The organism is Paenibacillus terrae (assembly GCF_005217525.1).
GTDB classification, from domain to species: domain Bacteria; phylum Bacillota; class Bacilli; order Paenibacillales; family Paenibacillaceae; genus Paenibacillus; species Paenibacillus terrae_C.
Map to the genome: position 1 here is coordinate 105,491 of NZ_PNXQ01000011.1, position 17,646 is coordinate 123,136.

Sequence of the window (17,646 nt, forward strand, 5' to 3'; positions counted from 1 at the left end):
GGGGAGTGAACTTCATGAGAAACTATCGAATTACGGTCAAAGACGATCACAAGCATATTGTTAAAGGTCATATCCAGCTTGGCGGCACCCATCCAAAAGGAGAGGAGATCGGATTCACCAACTATTTTATGGAGAAGGACGGAGAGCCCTTTTTCGGCATTTGTGGTGAATTCCATTATGCCCGTTACGATGAACGCTATTGGGAAGATGAATTGGTTAAAATAAAAATGGGCGGAGTAAACATCATTGCAACCTATATTTTTTGGAACCTTCATGAAGAAATTGAGGGTGTTTTTAATTGGAGTGGGAGCAGAAACCTTCGCCGTTTCATCGAGTTGTGCGATAAACATCAGCTATACGTCATGATTCGGATCGGACCCTTCAATCATGGGGAAATCCGAAACGGCGGTATACCGGATTGGTTATTCGGTCGGCCCTTTGAGGTTCGTTCTAATGATGAGGAGTATTTGTTTTATACAAGAAGAATGTATAACCAAATCGGCATCCAGGTTAAGGGATTGTTATATAAGGAGGGGGGGCCGATCATCGGCACCCAAATCGAAAATGAGCATCATCATTCATCTGCCCAGTGGGCAATAACTGTAGGGATTAATGATATGTGGTTAAACAGTGGAAGTGATGGTAATTCGCATATGTTAAAACTGAAAGAAATAGCCTTGGAAGCAGGGATCGATACTCCGATCTATACGTGCACAGGATGGGGAGGAGCAACAACGCCTATACCTGATATGCTTCCCTTGTGGGGCGGATATGCCTACTGGCCATGGATCTACTACGAAGAGGGACGTCTGGAGGGGATGGACGAGCATCCTGCGACACCGGAATACATTTTCCGAGACAAGCATAATAACAAGCTTCCGAAGAGCTACAATTTTGAGCCCCAATACGCCCCAGAAGATTATCCGTACGCTTGCTGCGAGATGGGTGGCGGCATGGTTCAGTTTTATAAATACCGGTTTGCCTTTCCCTATCGTAGTGTTCCAGCAATGACTGTCATGAAGGTTGCAGAAGGCTGTAACCTGATCGGATACTACATGTATCATGGGGGTTCGAATCCTCGGGGGGAGGTTAACCCGTTCACAAATGATCTGGCCACACCTAAAATATCCTATGATTTCAATGCCATGATCGGTGAATTCGGTCAAGTAAGAGAATCATACCAAAGAACAAAGCTCCAGCATTATTTTTTTTCAACGTTCCAAAAGCAATTCTCCCTAATGAAGACCATTCTGCCAGGCGATACGTCCCAGATGGATCCTTACGATGTGAATACCTTGCGATATGCAGTTCGCTCCAGTGCTGGATCGGGTTACCTGTTTCTAAATAATTTCCAAGACCATGCCGAAAATGTCGACCTGTGCGATTTTAATGTAAGCATTGAGCTACCCGAGGAAACGATTGTCATCCCTAGTCAAGGTGAGCTGACGTTAGGACGTGAAAGCTTCGCTATATTGCCATTTAATTTCAATCTGGATGGAATGAAGCTCAACTATGCAACGGCACAGCTGATAACAAGGATAGAAGAGGCTGGAGAAGTATATTATTTTTTCTTTGTACCGGAGGGTATGAAAGGAACCTATGCAATGGAGTCAAAAGATATGATCAGTGCCACCATCGACAAAGGTTCGATAGACCAAATGGATGGGAACACGCTCATTAAGGTTGCTGAAGAGGAAGATAGTCTCATCCACCTGGTATCTAAAAGTGGCAAAAAAGTCGCCATCTACACGATGACTGATGAACAAAGTCTTAATTTTTGGAAGGTAAACCTGCAAGGTCGGGACAGAGTCATTGTGACAAGTGCCAATGTACTTGTATCTGGAGCTGAGATCAAGCTGGAATCAACGGACCAGGAGATTGTAACACTGAGTGTATTCCCGGGTTTTGATGCCCCAATCACATCGATTTCTGGTGGAGAGCTGCTTGAAATAACAGAAAGTGAATTATTTAAAACGTATCGTTTAAGGGCTCCTAAGAAAGAAATCCAGTTCTATTTGAAAAGGGTTAATGACGATAAACTTACTCTTGGTTTCGAAATAAATGCCTTTGACGGAATCAAGGAGGCTCTACTGCGTATCGATTATACTGGAGATATTGGTTATGCTTTTATTGATGGCGAACTGATTCACGATAACTTCTGCAACCATACGACCTGGGAAATGGGTTTGAAACCATTTGAACATCGGCTTATCGAGCAAGGAATGTATGTGTATGTTTCCCCCATTCGAAAAGGTAAGGTTCTCAACAGCAATACGACCATGGCTGGCTGGAAAGAGACGACAGAGGAACGAATCGTGGACATCGGCTCGGTCAGCATTGTACCTGTGTATGAGATCAAAATCACCATGTAACCCGGGCATTTTTCGATGTTGATCTTCAGATAAGATGCTGGTCCTCATCATTTAGTTCCTGATTAGAAAAGGGGAGACCTATAACCGTTACTAACAGAAGCTGTTGTGAGTAACGGTTATGATGGAATTTGCTGAATTAATGAGGAGCGAGGAGATCTTCCGCAATCTTTACTAAGTCCTGCTTGACCAACGGACTATTCGGATTGTCATAAATCTCGTAGAACAAATGATGGTTGTCATCTTTCCAACCAAGCCGATTTTTGCTTGTATTAGTTGGCTGTTTTGTCTCACTTGATCCGATGTAATATGCCTCGGTTCCTTTAATCGTCAGTTTTTCAGCCGAATCTCGATCATTCTGAAAGATAGTCAGCTTGGATTCAGGTGTGAGTGTACTGATGGAAATGCTCACATAGTTGCTTCCTTTCACATACCGCGCTGTAGTAAGGTCCGCCTTTTTCCAGTTCAGCTTCTTTATAAACATCTTTTCACCTGCTGGAGCGCTTTTGGACTTTTGGATGAGCTCATCCACTAGAGTGCGATATTCTGCATTATTCAGAGATTTAGGGTACATAAAAGCAGGATACACATATCCGTAATCGAAATGGTAGCCGTCCGGCAGATGAGATGGACTATACAAGAGTGGTGCATGCGTCCGTTTAATTTCTTTCTGAAAGCTGCTGAAACTGGAGAATTCAACCCACTTATATTCAAATTTGACCGGATTAAGTCGGTCTTCGTTATTTATAAAATCATCCTTAACGTAATAGGCAGCATATTCTCCCAGCTGAAGCTGATTTTTTACCTTTTGGCTGTATGTATCCAGCACCTGTAAATACTTTTTAACAGAATCCGAGGGTTCATAAAATTTAGCTGTATGTAATAGGATGTCACCCTTGCTGTTACGAAATTCAAGGTATTGCGAAGCCGCGTATCCGGTAATAGAAGCACCCAAAACAAAGAACGTAATCATAGCGGGGACTGCGATACCGGGTCGTAGACGCATTTTGGCAGTCGGTCCCGGTTTTTGTTGTCCCTTCTGATAGACCCGATCCATCACCTTGTCCGTGACATCAAACACCTGGAGTTTCAACGCATTTTCCGGCAGCAAATCCATTTCCTTTATGCTTTTGTCTTGAACAGTGTGTTGAAGTTCACGCATTCCTCTTCCTCCTTCATAGCGTTCATTATTTTTTTGAGCTTTGTTTTCGTCCTGCCGTATTTTTTCTTGACCGCTTCCTGGCTTTTGTTCATGATTTCACCGATCTCGCCAAACGACTTTTCTTCAAAGATTCGCAGCACCAGCAGGCTTCGTTCTTCTGCTGTCAGTTTGTTCAGCGCCCGGCTGAGCGGTTCACTGAAAAGTTGGCTTTCTATATTCTGTGCAGCGCTGTCAGTGGTTGGCATGTTGTGGGTAAACAGACCAAGCTTAAATGCTCGTTGCAATTTCTTTCGGTGAATCAAGTTCAAGCAGTGATGATAAGCCATTTTATATAGCCAGGACGAGAAGCTCACAGTCGGCTTATACATGTTAATTTTCTCAAATGACTTAACGAGAATGTCCTGAACGGCGTCCTCGGCTTCTTGTTCGTTGCTCAGAAGCCGCCAGCAGTACACCAGAATCGGATGCTGGTACTTTTTTACGATAAAAGCGTAATCCTGGATTTCGCCTGCCTGAACCCGTTTAATCCTGTACTCTATTTCTTCATCCAAATCCTTAAGCACCTCCTCTGTGTCCAATATGCAGTTTATATACATATAACAATTGAAGTGAGCCCAAAGGGACACTTTTTCTACATATTCGCTAGAAAAGTTATGAATTAAATATAGTATAAATAAATTTATACTATAGCCGGCTCCCTTGGAGCTGGCTGTTTTACTAAAAAGAATAGCATCCATGAATGAAATAAAATGGTACAATTGATGTGCATTCTCCATGAGGAGGGATACATGAATGACCATGACCATAGGACAGATTGTGAACCATCTGACCAAGGGAATAAGAACACCCAACACGACCGTAGATCTGCTTAACCCAGGGCATTTGGATACTGAGGTGCAAGGAATTGTAACCGCTTTCTGCGCGTCCCAATATGTGATAGAACAAGCTATTTCTCTAGGCGCAAATTTTATCATTACGCATGAAGGCATTTTTTATAGCCATCTGGGGATACAGGAATGTTTACGACATGATCCTGTCTTTTTGCAAAAATCCCGTCTGATTGCCGACTCGGGTCTAGGTATTTATCGTTTGCATGACGCTATACACCGTTATCAGCCGGATGGAGTGATGGTTGGACTTCTCCAGGCACTTGATTGGCACACCTATGTTGTGAAACAGCAGCCGGCGTTCGCCATTTTGACAATTCCGGCTATGGAAGTGAAGGAGGTCGCCGAATATATCAAAGCCAAGCTTCATATTCGTTATGTACGGGTAGCTGGTGAGCTTTCCATGCCATGTGAACGAGTAGGGATTATGGTAGGTTACAGGGGAGGTACTGAACCGGCCATTCCATTATTTCTAAATGAAAATGTGGATTTGATCATTGCTGGTGAAGGACCCGAATGGGAAACACCAGAATATGTGAAAGATGCTGTCTATCAGGGCAGAAATAAAGCCCTTATTATGCTGGGACATGCCGAAAGCGAAGCACCTGGTATGAAATACCTCGCTGATGTGCTTTCCAGCCAATTCCCAACAATTCCTATACATTTTATTGAAGATCGCCCGGTGTTTCAAATATTGTAATGGAGAACACGTCTATTGTGATGATTATCCCGCATTGTTGTTATATCCGTTCATCAATTTTTATGAAATGGAGGCAAGATGATGGGAAGCAGAGTGATTACGTCATTCAACACAAACTGGAAATTTATAGAGGGTAATTACACAGGTGCCGAAAAGACAGATTATAACGATGAGCAATGGCGGCTCCTTCAAGTTCCTCATGACTGGAGTATAGAAAAATCCTTTGATCCACATATGCTGTATGGCGGGAATCAAGCTTATTTGCCCAGATGGTCTGTTGGATGGTATAGAAAGCATTTTAATGTGAAGCCCTCTTCTCCCAAACAGCGCGTTTACATACAATTTGATGGTATTCACAATAATAGTGAGGTTTGGATCAATGGGCATTTTGTGGGCAAGCGGCCTTATGGATATGTTAGTTTTCAATATGATTTGACCCCATATATTCGGTGGAATGAGGATAACGTGATTGCTGTCAAAGTGGACAATACGACTCTTCCGCCTGACAGATGGTATTCGGGGTCCGGTATTTATCGTAATGTGTGGCTAATTTGTACGGATTATATTCATGTCACCGAATGGGGGACTTACATCACCACACCTGAAATTTCGCCAGATGAAGCCAAGGTGAGTGCCAGAATCCAGATTACTAATCATCATGAGCATGCTGTAGAGTGCAATATTGTGACTGAAATTCTGGATTCACAGGGACAAATAAAAGGGAAAATTGAAAATCGAGTGACTCTTTCGGGCTTTGAACCGGGCGAAATGGAGCAAAAAACGCGGATTTTAGAGCCAGAATTGTGGTCACCGGAGAACCCGGTGCTCTATGAAGCTCAAACCATCATTTATTGCGACAATAAAGAGGTAGATTGTTATCGAACCCCTTTTGGCATAAGAGAAGTGAAACTGGACGCTCAAAAGGGTTTATTTCTGAATGGAAGCAGCTTGAAGCTAAAGGGAGTTTGCATTCACCATGATTTAGGCTGTCTGGGAGCTGCTTACCATGATACGGCCATGAAGAGAAGGCTACAGAAGCTGAAGGAAATGGGGTGTAATGCGATTCGTTTTGCTCATAATCCTATGGCGCCCGAATTATTGGATCTTTGTGATCAGATGGGGTTTTTGGTGATTGATGAAGCTTTTGACAAATGGAAATCTCTTTCCTATGAGCATTTATATGATGAATGGTGGGAAAAGGACCTGGAAGCGATGCTCATAAGAGACAGGAACCATCCCAGCGTTTTCATGTGGAGTGTGGGAAATGAAGTAGAGAACCAGGGGCAGCCGTCCATGCTCAGGATGTTGGAGCAACTCGTTGCCTTTTGCCATGAAAAAGACCCAACCCGGCCTGTTACCTGTGCGCTTGAGCCGCATAATACACCGATCAGCTTGCGCGAAGGTTCGATTCAAGCCAAGGTGGAGCATACCAGGCTGCTGGCACAACGAGTGGACGTTCTGGGGTTAAACTATCAGGAGCAGTGGTATGAGCACTACAGAAGGGCCATGCCGGATACGCTAATCATTGGAACGGAGACTTTTCCGTATTATCGTGGTAAGGATAATCGGGTTAAAGGTTATTTGCCCCATAATCCCTGGTTTGATGTGGTTAATTATGATTATGTGATGGGCCAATTTGTTTGGAGCGGGATTGACTATCTGGGAGAAACAAGCTATCCCTCCAAAGGGTGGTCGTCGGGCCTGATTGATACTTGCGGGTTCCGCAAGCCTGTGTCCTTTCTTCAACAAAGTTTATGGTCAGATGAGCCTATTGTGCACATTGCTGTACTTCACGAACGTATGAAGCCGGAACACAATCCATCGTGGACGATGCACTGGAAATGTCCGGGTATGGAAGATCATTGGACATTTCCTGAATATGGCGGAAAATTGATACGGTTAGTTACCTTCACCAATTGTGAGCGCGTGGAATTGATCGTGAACAATGAATCTTATGGTGAAAGAAAGCTTGTCGATTACCCTGATCATTTAATCATATGGGAGCTTCCCTATACACCAGGCAAAATCCGGGCTATTGGCAGTAATGGAGATCATAAGGTCTGTGTGCATGAATTAACCACTGCCGGGCTTCCTTATGGTCTAAAGTTGCAGGCTGATCGGACGGTTCTACCTGCCAATGGTCATGAAATATCTCATGTGGAGGTAACTGTCACAGACCAAGATGGAATTATTGTACCTAATCAGGAATTTGATGTAACCTTTAATCTACATGGTAATGGTCGTATCCTTGGAATAGATAACGGCGATCTCACCCGTGATGAACCCTTCCAGGGAAACCAGATACGAACACACAGAGGCAGGTGTCTTGTTATAGTGCAATCCGGGTATCTGGCAGGTGAGCTGTTGCTTCAAGCTTCAGCAGATGGAGGGTTGCAGGGGGAAGCCAGACTAAATATTGAGCATGAATACAAATGACAATTCAAGGTTGAGGAAACGGTCAATCTGACGCGTAAAGCGGATGTAGCTGTATTGGTACGGTAGTAGTGCCGCCAGTTCGGCGTAGCCTTACGGATACGGTAACGTCCGAGCTTGTGATCGAGCGTTCATGATAGGTCTGATGATTCATTTTGGAGCGGTGCGCGTTTTTTCACTCGTCTTTGTCCTTTGAAAAACAGTCGAGTTTAAAATTGAAAATGTTGTGTAACTCACAATATTTTCGGAAATAATTATGATAACTCCTTTATGGTGAGCTAGCTTTTGTTAAGAGTTTTTGAAAAACGCATTGTGAAAGGTCTTTGCGTTTTTTTACGCTTTGTTTTCTTCTAAATATAAGCAGTGAGGATGTGTTTCGAATTGCCCAAAACCAATATAAACGGATATAGTATGCATTACACGGATCGTGGAAAAGGGACGGCAATCCTGTTCATTCATCCTCCAGTGTTGACAAGTTCGAATTTTCAATATCAAATTCAGGAATTGTCCGATCGTTTTCGTACAGTAGCTTTTGATATTCGGGGCCATGGTCAAAGTGAGCCTTCCAAGAAAGCGATTACCTATCCGTTAATTGCCGAGGATATGAAGCAGCTCATGGACGAGTTGAAGATAGAGAGGGCATTTTTATGCGGTTATTCGATAGGTGGCTCCATTGTGCTTGACTTTCTGTTAGCCTATCCTGATCGATCCCTGGGCGGCATTATCATCGGTGGCATGTCGGAAGTTGGCGGTAGGGAATTAAAAAACAAAATATCACTTGGACATATGTTCTCCAAACTGGGATTGATCAGTCCGATTGCTTTCTCCACTGCTTGGAGTCAAGCTCATAAAAATTTATCCTTGTTCTGGACGTTGTTTAACGATGCCAGAAAAGGAAACGCCAAAAACGCGGAGCAATATTACAATTATAGTCTGCACTATAACTGTACAGCACATTTGCAGGAAATAAATCATCGCGTCCTGTTGATTTACGGAGAGAAAGACAAACTCTTTTATCCATATGCCCGGTTGTTGCATGAACGATTGCCCCAAAACGAGCTGATTTTTATTGAGGATATGGATCATCGAATTCCTACGAAAGCAGCCAAACCATTAAACCGATTAATTAGCCAGTTTGTAAGCCGCTTCTGAAAAAATTCAGGAGCGGATTGGCCGTATCTCATGATTTCTGTCTCATCGACATCCGCTCCCTGATGGTAACCGCCAAATTCACCAATAATCAATGGAAGTCCTTTATTCAGCAGATGAGCCTAAATCCGTAATGGTTAACTTGACATCGAAAGTTACGGGTATTTGACTGAATTTATAATCCCAATCATCCTTTACTTTTTTCCACGTTTGAGGTTTTTCAATATATAAGTGTTCGCCAAAACCGGCAACATCGACTTTATATTGCGATTGCAGCTTGTGCATAAGAGTTTTAAGCCTTCTTGTTACTTCTTTTTCAAACTCTTTCTCAGCCTTTTTCATGTTTTGTGTTTTGGTCGGGTCCAATTTATCATCCCAGTCTTCAATTAAACGCCCTTTGGATTCAATCTTGACATGAAAGGAGATGTTGTTTCCCTCGGTCACCTTAGTCGTTATTTTGCTATTTACCGACTTGATCTCATAAGTTATAGGTTGATTCCGCTCATCATATGTTTTGATAGCTCCACCCTCAACATCATCTTTAATCCATGCAATACTATCCACGTCTTGTTGCCCCAAATTGCCGAGCCAGTGGCCGGTGTCTCCCTTAATAATGCTGGCACCTGAAAATTCAAATTCTCCTTCGGCTTCAATAATGTTTTGCAGGATATAGCTTTTTTTGGAATGCATCAACCCATCCAATTCAGACAAATTGATCCCTCTCATTAACTTGCTGGTTCTGAAATGGTTACGAATCATATACAATATATGGAAGGAAGGGACCTCGTCCTTATATTTTGTGACCAATGTGTTAGCTGCTCGTCCCTTACTTAAGAAAACCAGGCAGCTCGGTCGAATATCATTATCACGAAGCACAAAATCCATTAATTGCTGCATCGTCTGTTGTTTCGCCAGTTCGGTAGAAACCACGATGACCTTCAGGTGGTGACCAATAATCGGGCGATCCAGGCGGATGGAGAATTGCCGGAAGATTTCAAGTACAGAATCCCCGGTGCCAGCTATATTGATATAGTTTGGCCCTTGTCCACCGGCTTGTTTTGCTGCGTTTCCAAAAGACTTTTTGGGGACGATTTGCACAGTGGCAGTAATTTTATTTTTCTTGAAGTAACGGCTGCCTTCCTTCTCCAGGTCCTGTTCCACTGTGCTGGGCTCACCCTTATCCAGTGACAGTCCTGTATACATGCTTAGTTCTTCTATTTCTCTGCTGCTCCAGCAACCGGCTTGACTTACCAGAAGAATGAAGGCAAGCAGCAAAGATAGGATATATCGACTATACATTTTGCTTCATCCCCTTCTTCCTGATTATAAAAATGATGGAAAGAGATACCGGGACGAGAAAAAATAAAATGATTCCCATGTATCCGATCGCATCCCCCAAACTAAGCACCTCAGTCATACGTACAGGAACCATAGTGGAGATGAAAATAAGCGGGATTAAGACAAATATTGCATTGCGATATTGAAGGCCAAACACCTGTGAGACACCTAAGGATGCATTGAAGAAAAAACTGCAGAAATTACAAAACATTTGCATCATCCAAATCACCAGCAGCGGAAACTCAAGACGTTCAAAAAGAAACCCCGGGATTTCAAAGCTGCGCATTAAATTAATTGTGGGCCAGGTGCTTGTCACAGTGGAGTCCACCGATAACCCGCCGACTACCATAACTACTGTCAAAAAGTACAATATCCAAGGGATGCTGATTCCTGCTACCATGGTCTTGGCCGCTTTTTCAGGGTGCTGCAAGAAAGCGACCAATGTCATGATGACTTCACATCCAGTGAAAACAAGGACAGTCGACTTTAGTCCCTTAACTACTGGAATAATACCGTTACTCAATACAGGACGAAGATGGTCAATTTCAAAGACTTTTAGGCTAAGGACAAAACAGAGGAGCAGAAAGAAAAGACTGATCGGGAGTACAATCTGGTATAACCGCGCGATGGGATTAATGCCTCCAAAAACCAGATAACTTCCCACCCAGATGAATGGAATTACAATCGCCCAGATGGGTGTCCCTTCAAGCAGAAAATACAACGTTACTTCAGCTAAAACGCGAATCTCAAAGCCAGCGATGATGATAAAGTATATGATTAATAACAGACTTAAAAATCCTCCCGGAATGATACCCACAATTCTTCTGGAGTATTGATACACAGTGTTACCGGGAAATTGTTGGCTTAATTTCACCATAAGCAAGACCACGAATATGACAATACATCCGCCGATCAGGACAGAAAGCCATGCATCAGGAGTCTTTACCGTCTCACTTACACCTCTCGGGAGTGTCAAAATCCCTGCTCCCAATACGGTATTGGTCAGGAATACTGCCGCCTGTTTAGATGTGATCTTATCATCAGAGCGTCTGAACACAATTTTCCCTCCTTCCTCCGGGTGCTATGATTTACGCTTGCTTTGCTGAGTTTTCATCATAACGGGTCTTCGTTTCATCAAAGTCAAAGGAGCTCGTATAAACACATCCTTCCAGTCGCTTAGACGCATAGGGGAGAAGGGAGTCACATATGGTACGCCAAAGCTCTTCAATTTCGTCAGATGGATACAAATGATCAGGAAGAACAAAACCGTACCGAACATGCCCAGAAGGGCTGCAAAGAGCATTCCAGCGAAACGTAAGAGACGCAGGGTAATGCCAGCGCTGTATGACGGTATCGAAAACGATGAAATGGCAGTAACCGAAACAACAATCACAAGGAAAGGGCTAACAATGCCCGCATTGACAGCAGCGTCGCCGATGACCAAGCCTCCCACAATGCCCATGGCAGGACCAATAGGCTTGGGCAATCGTATGCCGGCTTCCCGCAGGATTTCGATAGAGATTTCCAGAATCATAACTTCGATGACAGATGGAAAAGGGACGCCTTGACGGGTCTCGATGATGCTCACGATCAGCTTGGTTGGAATCAAACCGGGATGAAACGATATAAAAGAGATATATAAAGCAGGACCCATAAGCGCTATAAAAGCTCCGCAAAATCGCAACACGCGTAAAAGTGTCCCTGGAATCCAGCGCTCATAATAGTCCTCAGGAGATTGGAGCAGCATACTGAAGGTCACCGGAACAATAAGTGCAAAGGGAGTACCATCCAGCAGAATCGCTACTCTTCCTTCCAACAAAGCACTCATGACACGGTCGGGGCGCTCAGTATTATGCGCTTGCTGGAACGGGCTTAAATAATTGTCTTCAATAAGTTGCTCCACATAACCGGATTCAGGTAAAAAATCCATGTCTATTTTTGAAATTCTGTCCTTCACTTCCTGAAGAAGATCCGGATTTACAATATCCTTGATGTACGCGATAACCAGATCTTTTTTGATTCTGCTTCCAACCTGGAATTTCTTTATTTCCAGACTTTTGTTTAGGCCTTGACGTCTAAGCATCGAAGTGTTTTCACTTAATACTTCCGTAAAGCCGATTCTGGGACCCCGAAGTAATGCTTCGGAGGTCGGCTCATTCACGGGTCGAACGGGGCCGTTAGGGGGCCCGACCAGCAGTGCTTCATTTATGCCTTCAATTAATAACACGGTATAGCCCAAAAGGATTAATTCGTACAGATTCTCCATATCTGCAACTTCACTAATTTGCGTAAGTGGCATCAAGCTTTCTTTTATAAAAGACTTACTTATACTTTCTGACTGTTCCTGTTGGCCCTCAAGCATCAATACCTGCAATACCTGCTTGTTTATAAGCCCCTCATCCTGCATACCTTCTATGAAGATTAACACGGACCGTGCATGAAATTTCTTCGCCATAAACTCACGAAAATGCACATCACTATTCTCGCCTATAGCCTCTTGGAGTGATTTCAAATCGGTATCATAATCCCCTGTAATTTTGGAGCCTGTTGCATGCTGCTGATCAGCGTTGTCTTTATCATCCTTAGGACGGTCAGCAGGTTGTTTGGAATTCGCTCCCTTACTTCCTACAAGTGAATATATCGAGCGGTTTATATAATAAATCCCTAATGGAAAAATCAACGCGAGGGCTGCCTGAAATAATGTAGCCCAGCTTGGAATATAAGGTACTATTTTAGACCACATGATGATGACCCCCAAACGATTCAATTCATGTCCCCGTAGAATAGCAGGTTGTTCATAAAGTATTCCTTGTAAAGGATTTATTTACTCATTAAACGGTCTGATGACTTGCTATCTCTTCATATTTTTGTGGAAATCTGAAAACTTTGGATGGGGAAATGGTAGAAGAAAGCAAAAAAACCGCTTCTGGAGCATGTTGAATGGTAGTTCCATTCTTCCAGAGGACGGTTTCTTTGTCGATTAATCTATAAAATATATAATGTGGAGTGCTATAGAAGTTTAGCTGTTCTGTAGAAAGGATTGCTGCGCGATTAATTAACGGATAGGGATATCCCTTGTACTTTGACGTTTATCATGCCAATGGATAAGCCCGTATATTTCTCAATGGCTTCCCGAACATTCTTCTGTAATTCTCTGCCTACATCGTACATTCTTGTTCCGTAATGAACGACAATGCTTAATTCGACATCCAGTCTTGATTCTGTCAGATGAAGTTCAATGCCATTTTGTAGGCTTTTCCCACTTAACTTGTTAGTGATTCCTTCGACGACTCCTGTTGACATGGATGCAATTCCCATTGTTGCCGTTGCTGTCTTACCAATGATTTTAGAAATAGCATCTTTGGAAATCGCAATACTCCCCAGTACGTTTTGAATTAACATGTAGATTCCTCCTCGCGTGCAGTTGCTTTGAATCCATGGTAAAAAGTATTTACAACCAGTGCCGCTGCAGAATTTTTCGCAATATTGCCGTTCCTTACTTGCTGCCATGTTAGAAATAGCAGCGAGTAGAGGACATTCATGATCCAATCTTTATCGATATGCGGGTGAAAATAACCTTTTTGTTGCAATATTTCAATCACATGCAAGATGGGTTCCCTTAGCTTCTGATCCGCTTCATCAATTTCCTTGTTGAAGCTGACGGATGCATCATGAGCAAGAAAATAAATTTTGTCTCCTAACGGAATAAGTGCCTCAATCAACTCTGGAATGTAATTTTCATAGTTTTCCTCGTTCAAGGAAATCCTTTTCATGGTTTCACCTACGACTTCGATGGCCCGAAATCCAAGATAAATCATCAGTTGCTCTCTGCTTTCAACATATCGATGCAATGTGGCAATACCAATTTTTGCATAATCAGCAATCTCGTTCATGGATGCGTTTGGCTTTTCAATAAGTAGCATGGTAGCTACATCCAAAAGGCTGTTAAGCCTCACTTGCTTGATCGTTGTCATGTCTCTCTTCATTGGAACCCCTTATTTATTTGATATTATATATTATTAATTGATAGTTTTTTATATCATTTGATTAAATTCTAAATCAAATATTGAGAAGAGTCAAATAGGAGCACCCACTTTTCAAAAATCGTCATAATAACTCAATTTCAGTTTCTTACCTTAATCCCTTGAATTCGAATAGGGAAATCCCTAAACATTTAAGGTTTTAATTATATTGTGATTGTAATCACATGTAACGCAACTCACGACATTAGAATAGAAGCATAAGCAGTATTCATAAGAACGCAGGCAATGTCGTCGAATGAATGGAGGAATCGGCATATGGCAAACAGTAAACAGAAGCTTGTTGTTATAGGGAACGGGATGGCTGGTATCAATACGGTCGAACAAATTCTAAAATTAACGGATAAATATGAAATTACGGTCCTTGGAAATGAGCCTCATCCGAACTATAACAGGATTATGCTTTCTTATGTTTTGGAGGGAAGTAAAACCATTGAGGACATCATTCTGAACGATTTGCAATGGTACGAGGACCAAGGTATTACTTTATATACTGGGAAAACGGTGCGAAGCATCGACGGAGAAAGAAAGAGGATTTACACTGAGGACGGACTTGAAATAGATTACGATGTAGCTTTGGTGGCTACTGGCTCTCAATCGTTTATCTTGCCTATTCCGGGAAAAGAATTACCAGGCGTCATCGGTTTTAGAGATATCGCCGATTGCTCGGCCATGCTTGAGGCGGCGAAAACCTATAAAACGGCAGCAGTCATTGGTGGAGGGCTGTTGGGACTGGAAGCGGCTAAAGGCTTGGTCAATCTCGGTATGGACGTAACGGTCGTTCATTTGATGGAGGATTTGATGGAGCGTCAGCTGGACCGGGAAGCCTCTGCGATGCTGAGGGCAGAACTAGAACGCCAGGGAATCAAATTTGCTATGCAAATGCAAACTGCAGAGGTGTATGGTCAAGATCGGGTACAGGGGCTGCGGTTTTCGGACGGAAGCGAACTGGCAGCAGATTTGGTCGTTATGGCCGTAGGGATCAAGCCTAATATTCAGGTTGCTGTGCAAAGTGGCATGGAAACGAACCGTGGAATTGTGGTCAATGATTTGATGAGGACCTCCATGCCAGATGTATATGCTGTAGGGGAGTGTGTTGAACACCGCGGGATCTGTTACGGCCTTGTTGCGCCGCTTTTTGAACAGGGAAGTGTGCTCGCAAAACATTTGGCAGGTGTGGATACAGAAGGCTATACGGGATCAGTGGTTTCCACCAAGCTCAAAATTTCAGGAGTGGATGTTTTCTCGGCTGGCGAATTCATAACCAGTCCTGAACATACGGTGATTGTAGCAAAGGATGAATGGAAGCATACTTACAAAAAAGTGTTGCTTCGGGAAAACAGGATTGTTGGAGCCGTACTGTTCGGAGATGTTAGCGAATCTGCCAGTCTTCAGAAGTATGTGCGGCAGCAAACGTTGATGACAGATGAGATATATGGACAGCTCATGGGTACCGGATGCAGTAAAGACGGGGCTAAAACCTTATCCGCTGAAACGATGGCTGATGATGAAATTGTCTGTGGCTGCAACGGTGTGACCAAAAAGGCAATTGTTGATGCGATCCATGAAAATGGATTGACCACAGTCGACGAAATTAAGGCATGTACCGGGGCAACGCGGTCCTGCGGAGGGTGCAAGCCGGTCGTTGAACAAATTCTCCAGTATGTTCTTGGAGACAGCTTCAAGACGGCTGCCAAGCAAGGAATATGTGGCTGCACAACATGGAGCCGGGATGAAATTGTTGGAGCTATCAAAACCAAGGGGCTTACAACAACACGTGAAGTTATGAATATACTAGGTTGGCATAATGATGAAGGATGCTCCAAATGTCGCCCGGCACTGAATTATTATTTGGGGATGATGAACCCGGATACCTATGAAAATGAGGAAGATTCACGTTTTGTGAACGAGCGGCTGCACGCGAACATTCAAAAGGATGGAACGTTTACAGTTGTGCCAAGAATGTACGGTGGTGTAACAACTCCAGAGGATTTGAAGAAAATAGCTGATGTTTCTCTTAAATACAACGTTAAAGTCGTTAAAGTAACAGGAGGACAACGGCTTGACTTGATTGGTGTCCGTAAAGAGGATTTGCCTAAAGTATGGGAAGAACTCGATATGCCGTCAGGATATGCCTATGCCAAATCTCTTCGTACAGTTAAAACCTGTGTTGGATCACAATTTTGCCGTTTTGGCACACAGGACTCGATGGGAATGGGAGAGTTGCTGGAACGGAAATTTGAAAGATTGGATTTTCCGGCAAAATTTAAATTAGCGGTCAATGGATGTCCGCGCAATTGTGCCGAATCATGTACGAAGGATATCGGAATTGTAGGCAATGATGGAGGCTGGGAGATTTTTATCGGTGGAAACGGTGGTATAAAAGCACGGTTGGCTGATTCGCTCTGTAAAGTGAAAACGGACGATGAACTGATTGAGATTGTGGGAAGCGTGATGCAACTGTACCGGGAAACAGGCCAATATCTGGAGCGTACTTCGGAATGGGTGGAACGGACCGGCCTTGAAGAGATTCGGAAGGCTGTCGTTCACGATGTAGATCATCGCAAGGCTTTAATAGAACGGATCGAATTTGCACTGCAACAGGTTGAAGACCCATGGAAAAAGATCATCAACGATGCCGATTCGCGCAAAAATTTATTTGAAGTCGTTACACCGTCTGTTGTGTGAATGTATTTAAAATCTTGCCTGGAGAAGGGAGCAATCAAGCGAATGATCAAGCATGCTGAGTGGCTTATCGTCGGCCACAGTAAGGATTTTCCAAATAGAATTGGGCGGACGATCCGGTTAAATGATAACGAAATCGCGGTTTTTCGCACTTCGGAGAACAAGCTTTACGCTGTTGAAAATTCCAGCCCGCATCCTAAAGGGGGGCCGCTTACCGAAGCGATGGTATCCGGTCATTACATTTATGACCCGCTATGTGATTGGAAGATTGATTTGGAGACGGGTATCGTTCAAGAGCCTGATACCGGACAAATTAAAACATTCACCATTCGGGAAGATGGAGAAGAAGTGAAAATATCTCTCTAATATAAATAACAAGAGCCCCGCAGGACCAAATCTTGCGGGGCTCTTGTTATCTTGGATCAGGTAATAGTAATACCTGCGCTCGCATAACCCACGACGGTGTTTACGAGGGAGAGTCCCGTAGCTGTTGCAGAGAAGACAAGGAGCAGGCGAGTCTGCGCAGTTACTGGTATAGCCAATCCGGTAGTGATGCCATTGGAAATGGTACCCAAGGCAATGATGCCAGTCAGTGGTGGAGCTAATGTAACAGTAGCCCCAGGGACCGCTGTAAAGGTGTTATCAGGTGTAGTCGAACTAAACAACTGGGCAGTAATCGTCACGGTTGATCCAACGAGAGTTAGCGCAGCCGTTGTGCTGAAATATCCAGCAATGGATGTAATTACGCCATCCCGTGGTACAGAAAAAGCAAAGTTAATTAGTGGCCCTACAAGTGTACCTGTCAGGTCAATGACTCCACCTAAAAGGCTAATACCTGTTGCCGAGCTTCCGAAGCCAATCAAACTCGTTGTTCCTACCAACC

General features: G+C 43.5%; 14 protein-coding genes and 1 pseudogene. 6 read left to right on the plus strand and 9 right to left on the minus strand.

The window, feature by feature from the left end:
* Positions 1-14: 14 nt before the first annotated feature.
* Positions 15-2,372, plus strand: coding sequence for a beta-galactosidase (locus tag C1I60_RS09340; RefSeq protein ID WP_137061463.1), 2,358 nt, complete (start codon positions 15-17; stop codon positions 2,370-2,372).
* A gap of 136 nt (positions 2,373-2,508) precedes the next feature.
* Here the strand turns inward: C1I60_RS09340 and C1I60_RS09345 are convergent, their stop codons facing one another.
* Together C1I60_RS09345 and C1I60_RS09350 are read right to left on the minus strand one after the other, a co-directional pair.
* On the minus strand, positions 2,509-3,531 hold the full coding sequence (locus C1I60_RS09345; protein ID WP_137061464.1) for a DUF4367 domain-containing protein: 1,023 nt from the start codon (positions 3,529-3,531) through the stop codon (positions 2,509-2,511).
* Positions 3,492-4,082, minus strand: coding sequence for an RNA polymerase sigma factor (locus C1I60_RS09350; protein ID WP_137061465.1), 591 nt, complete (start codon positions 4,080-4,082; stop codon positions 3,492-3,494). The genes C1I60_RS09345 and C1I60_RS09350 overlap by 40 nt, the downstream gene beginning before the upstream one ends.
* A 241-nt stretch (positions 4,083-4,323) precedes the next feature.
* Here C1I60_RS09350 and C1I60_RS09355 point away from each other — a divergent pair, with 241 nt between their 5' ends.
* The 3 genes from C1I60_RS09355 to C1I60_RS09365 all read left to right on the plus strand — a co-directional run bounded on the left by C1I60_RS09355 (position 4,324) and on the right by C1I60_RS09365 (position 8,703).
* The gene (locus C1I60_RS09355) at positions 4,324-5,118 is read left to right on the plus strand and encodes a Nif3-like dinuclear metal center hexameric protein (protein WP_137061466.1); all 795 of its coding nucleotides are present in this window, start codon (positions 4,324-4,326) and stop codon (positions 5,116-5,118) included.
* Between the two features lie 81 nt (positions 5,119-5,199).
* On the plus strand, positions 5,200-7,554 hold the full coding sequence (locus tag C1I60_RS09360) for a glycoside hydrolase family 2 TIM barrel-domain containing protein (protein ID WP_137061467.1): 2,355 nt from the start codon (positions 5,200-5,202) through the stop codon (positions 7,552-7,554).
* A gap of 378 nt (positions 7,555-7,932) precedes the next feature.
* Complete coding sequence (locus tag C1I60_RS09365) at positions 7,933-8,703, plus strand: alpha/beta fold hydrolase (protein ID WP_137061468.1); 771 nt, start codon at positions 7,933-7,935, stop codon at positions 8,701-8,703.
* Positions 8,704-8,717: 14 nt separating this feature from the next.
* Here C1I60_RS09365 and C1I60_RS25490 read toward each other — a convergent pair.
* From C1I60_RS25490 to C1I60_RS09395, 6 genes and pseudogenes are all read right to left on the minus strand, one after another.
* Positions 8,718-8,819: pseudogene (locus C1I60_RS25490) on the minus strand (glycoside hydrolase family 5 protein); the annotation flags it as partial.
* Positions 8,806-9,999, minus strand: coding sequence for a Ger(x)C family spore germination protein (locus C1I60_RS09375; protein WP_137061469.1), 1,194 nt, complete (start codon positions 9,997-9,999; stop codon positions 8,806-8,808). The gene C1I60_RS09375 and the pseudogene C1I60_RS25490, both read right to left, overlap by 14 nt.
* A complete protein-coding gene (locus C1I60_RS09380) occupies positions 9,992-11,095 on the minus strand; it encodes a GerAB/ArcD/ProY family transporter (RefSeq protein WP_137061470.1) in 1,104 nt (367 codons plus the stop codon). Before C1I60_RS09380 ends, C1I60_RS09375 begins: the two co-directional genes overlap by 8 nt.
* A gap of 24 nt (positions 11,096-11,119) precedes the next feature.
* A complete protein-coding gene (locus tag C1I60_RS09385; RefSeq protein WP_137061471.1) occupies positions 11,120-12,781 on the minus strand; it encodes a spore germination protein in 1,662 nt (553 codons plus the stop codon).
* 308 nt (positions 12,782-13,089) lie between these two features.
* Complete coding sequence (locus C1I60_RS09390; protein WP_137061472.1) at positions 13,090-13,440, minus strand: Asp23/Gls24 family envelope stress response protein; 351 nt, start codon at positions 13,438-13,440, stop codon at positions 13,090-13,092.
* The gene (locus C1I60_RS09395; RefSeq protein WP_137061473.1) at positions 13,434-14,024 is read right to left on the minus strand and encodes a TetR/AcrR family transcriptional regulator; all 591 of its coding nucleotides are present in this window, start codon (positions 14,022-14,024) and stop codon (positions 13,434-13,436) included. The genes C1I60_RS09390 and C1I60_RS09395 overlap by 7 nt, the downstream gene beginning before the upstream one ends.
* A gap of 312 nt (positions 14,025-14,336) precedes the next feature.
* Here C1I60_RS09395 and nirB point away from each other — a divergent pair, with 312 nt between their 5' ends.
* Positions 14,337-16,766 (plus strand): nitrite reductase large subunit NirB, encoded by a 2,430-nt coding sequence (gene nirB, locus C1I60_RS09400; RefSeq protein WP_137061474.1) that lies wholly within the window; start codon positions 14,337-14,339, stop codon positions 16,764-16,766.
* Positions 16,767-16,808: 42 nt separating this feature from the next.
* On the plus strand, positions 16,809-17,129 hold the full coding sequence (gene nirD, locus C1I60_RS09405; protein ID WP_137061475.1) for a nitrite reductase small subunit NirD: 321 nt from the start codon (positions 16,809-16,811) through the stop codon (positions 17,127-17,129).
* Positions 17,130-17,185: 56 nt separating this feature from the next.
* On the opposite strand, the gene C1I60_RS25495 is transcribed toward nirD, so the two are convergent.
* Complete coding sequence (locus tag C1I60_RS25495; protein ID WP_289306511.1) at positions 17,186-17,644, minus strand: exosporium glycoprotein BclB-related protein; 459 nt, start codon at positions 17,642-17,644, stop codon at positions 17,186-17,188.
* Between the last annotated feature and the right edge of the window lie 2 nt (positions 17,645-17,646).

Bases quoted from the DNA above. Each gene is read 5' to 3' on its own strand.
- C1I60_RS09340 (WP_137061463.1), top strand. From the start codon at position 15: ATGAGAAACTATCGAATTACGGTCAAAGACGATCACAAGCATATTGTT.
- C1I60_RS09345 (WP_137061464.1), bottom strand. From the start codon at position 3,531: ATGCGTGAACTTCAACACACTGTTCAAGACAAAAGCATAAAGGAAATG.
- C1I60_RS09355 (WP_137061466.1), top strand. From the start codon at position 4,324: ATGACCATGACCATAGGACAGATTGTGAACCATCTGACCAAGGGAATA.
- C1I60_RS09360 (WP_137061467.1), top strand. From the start codon at position 5,200: ATGGGAAGCAGAGTGATTACGTCATTCAACACAAACTGGAAATTTATA.
- C1I60_RS09375 (WP_137061469.1), bottom strand. From the start codon at position 9,999: ATGTATAGTCGATATATCCTATCTTTGCTGCTTGCCTTCATTCTTCTG.
- C1I60_RS09385 (WP_137061471.1), bottom strand. From the start codon at position 12,781: ATGTGGTCTAAAATAGTACCTTATATTCCAAGCTGGGCTACATTATTT.
- C1I60_RS09390 (WP_137061472.1), bottom strand. From the start codon at position 13,440: ATGTTAATTCAAAACGTACTGGGGAGTATTGCGATTTCCAAAGATGCT.
- C1I60_RS09395 (WP_137061473.1), bottom strand. From the start codon at position 14,024: ATGAAGAGAGACATGACAACGATCAAGCAAGTGAGGCTTAACAGCCTT.
- nirB (WP_137061474.1), top strand. From the start codon at position 14,337: ATGGCAAACAGTAAACAGAAGCTTGTTGTTATAGGGAACGGGATGGCT.
- nirD (WP_137061475.1), top strand. From the start codon at position 16,809: ATGATCAAGCATGCTGAGTGGCTTATCGTCGGCCACAGTAAGGATTTT.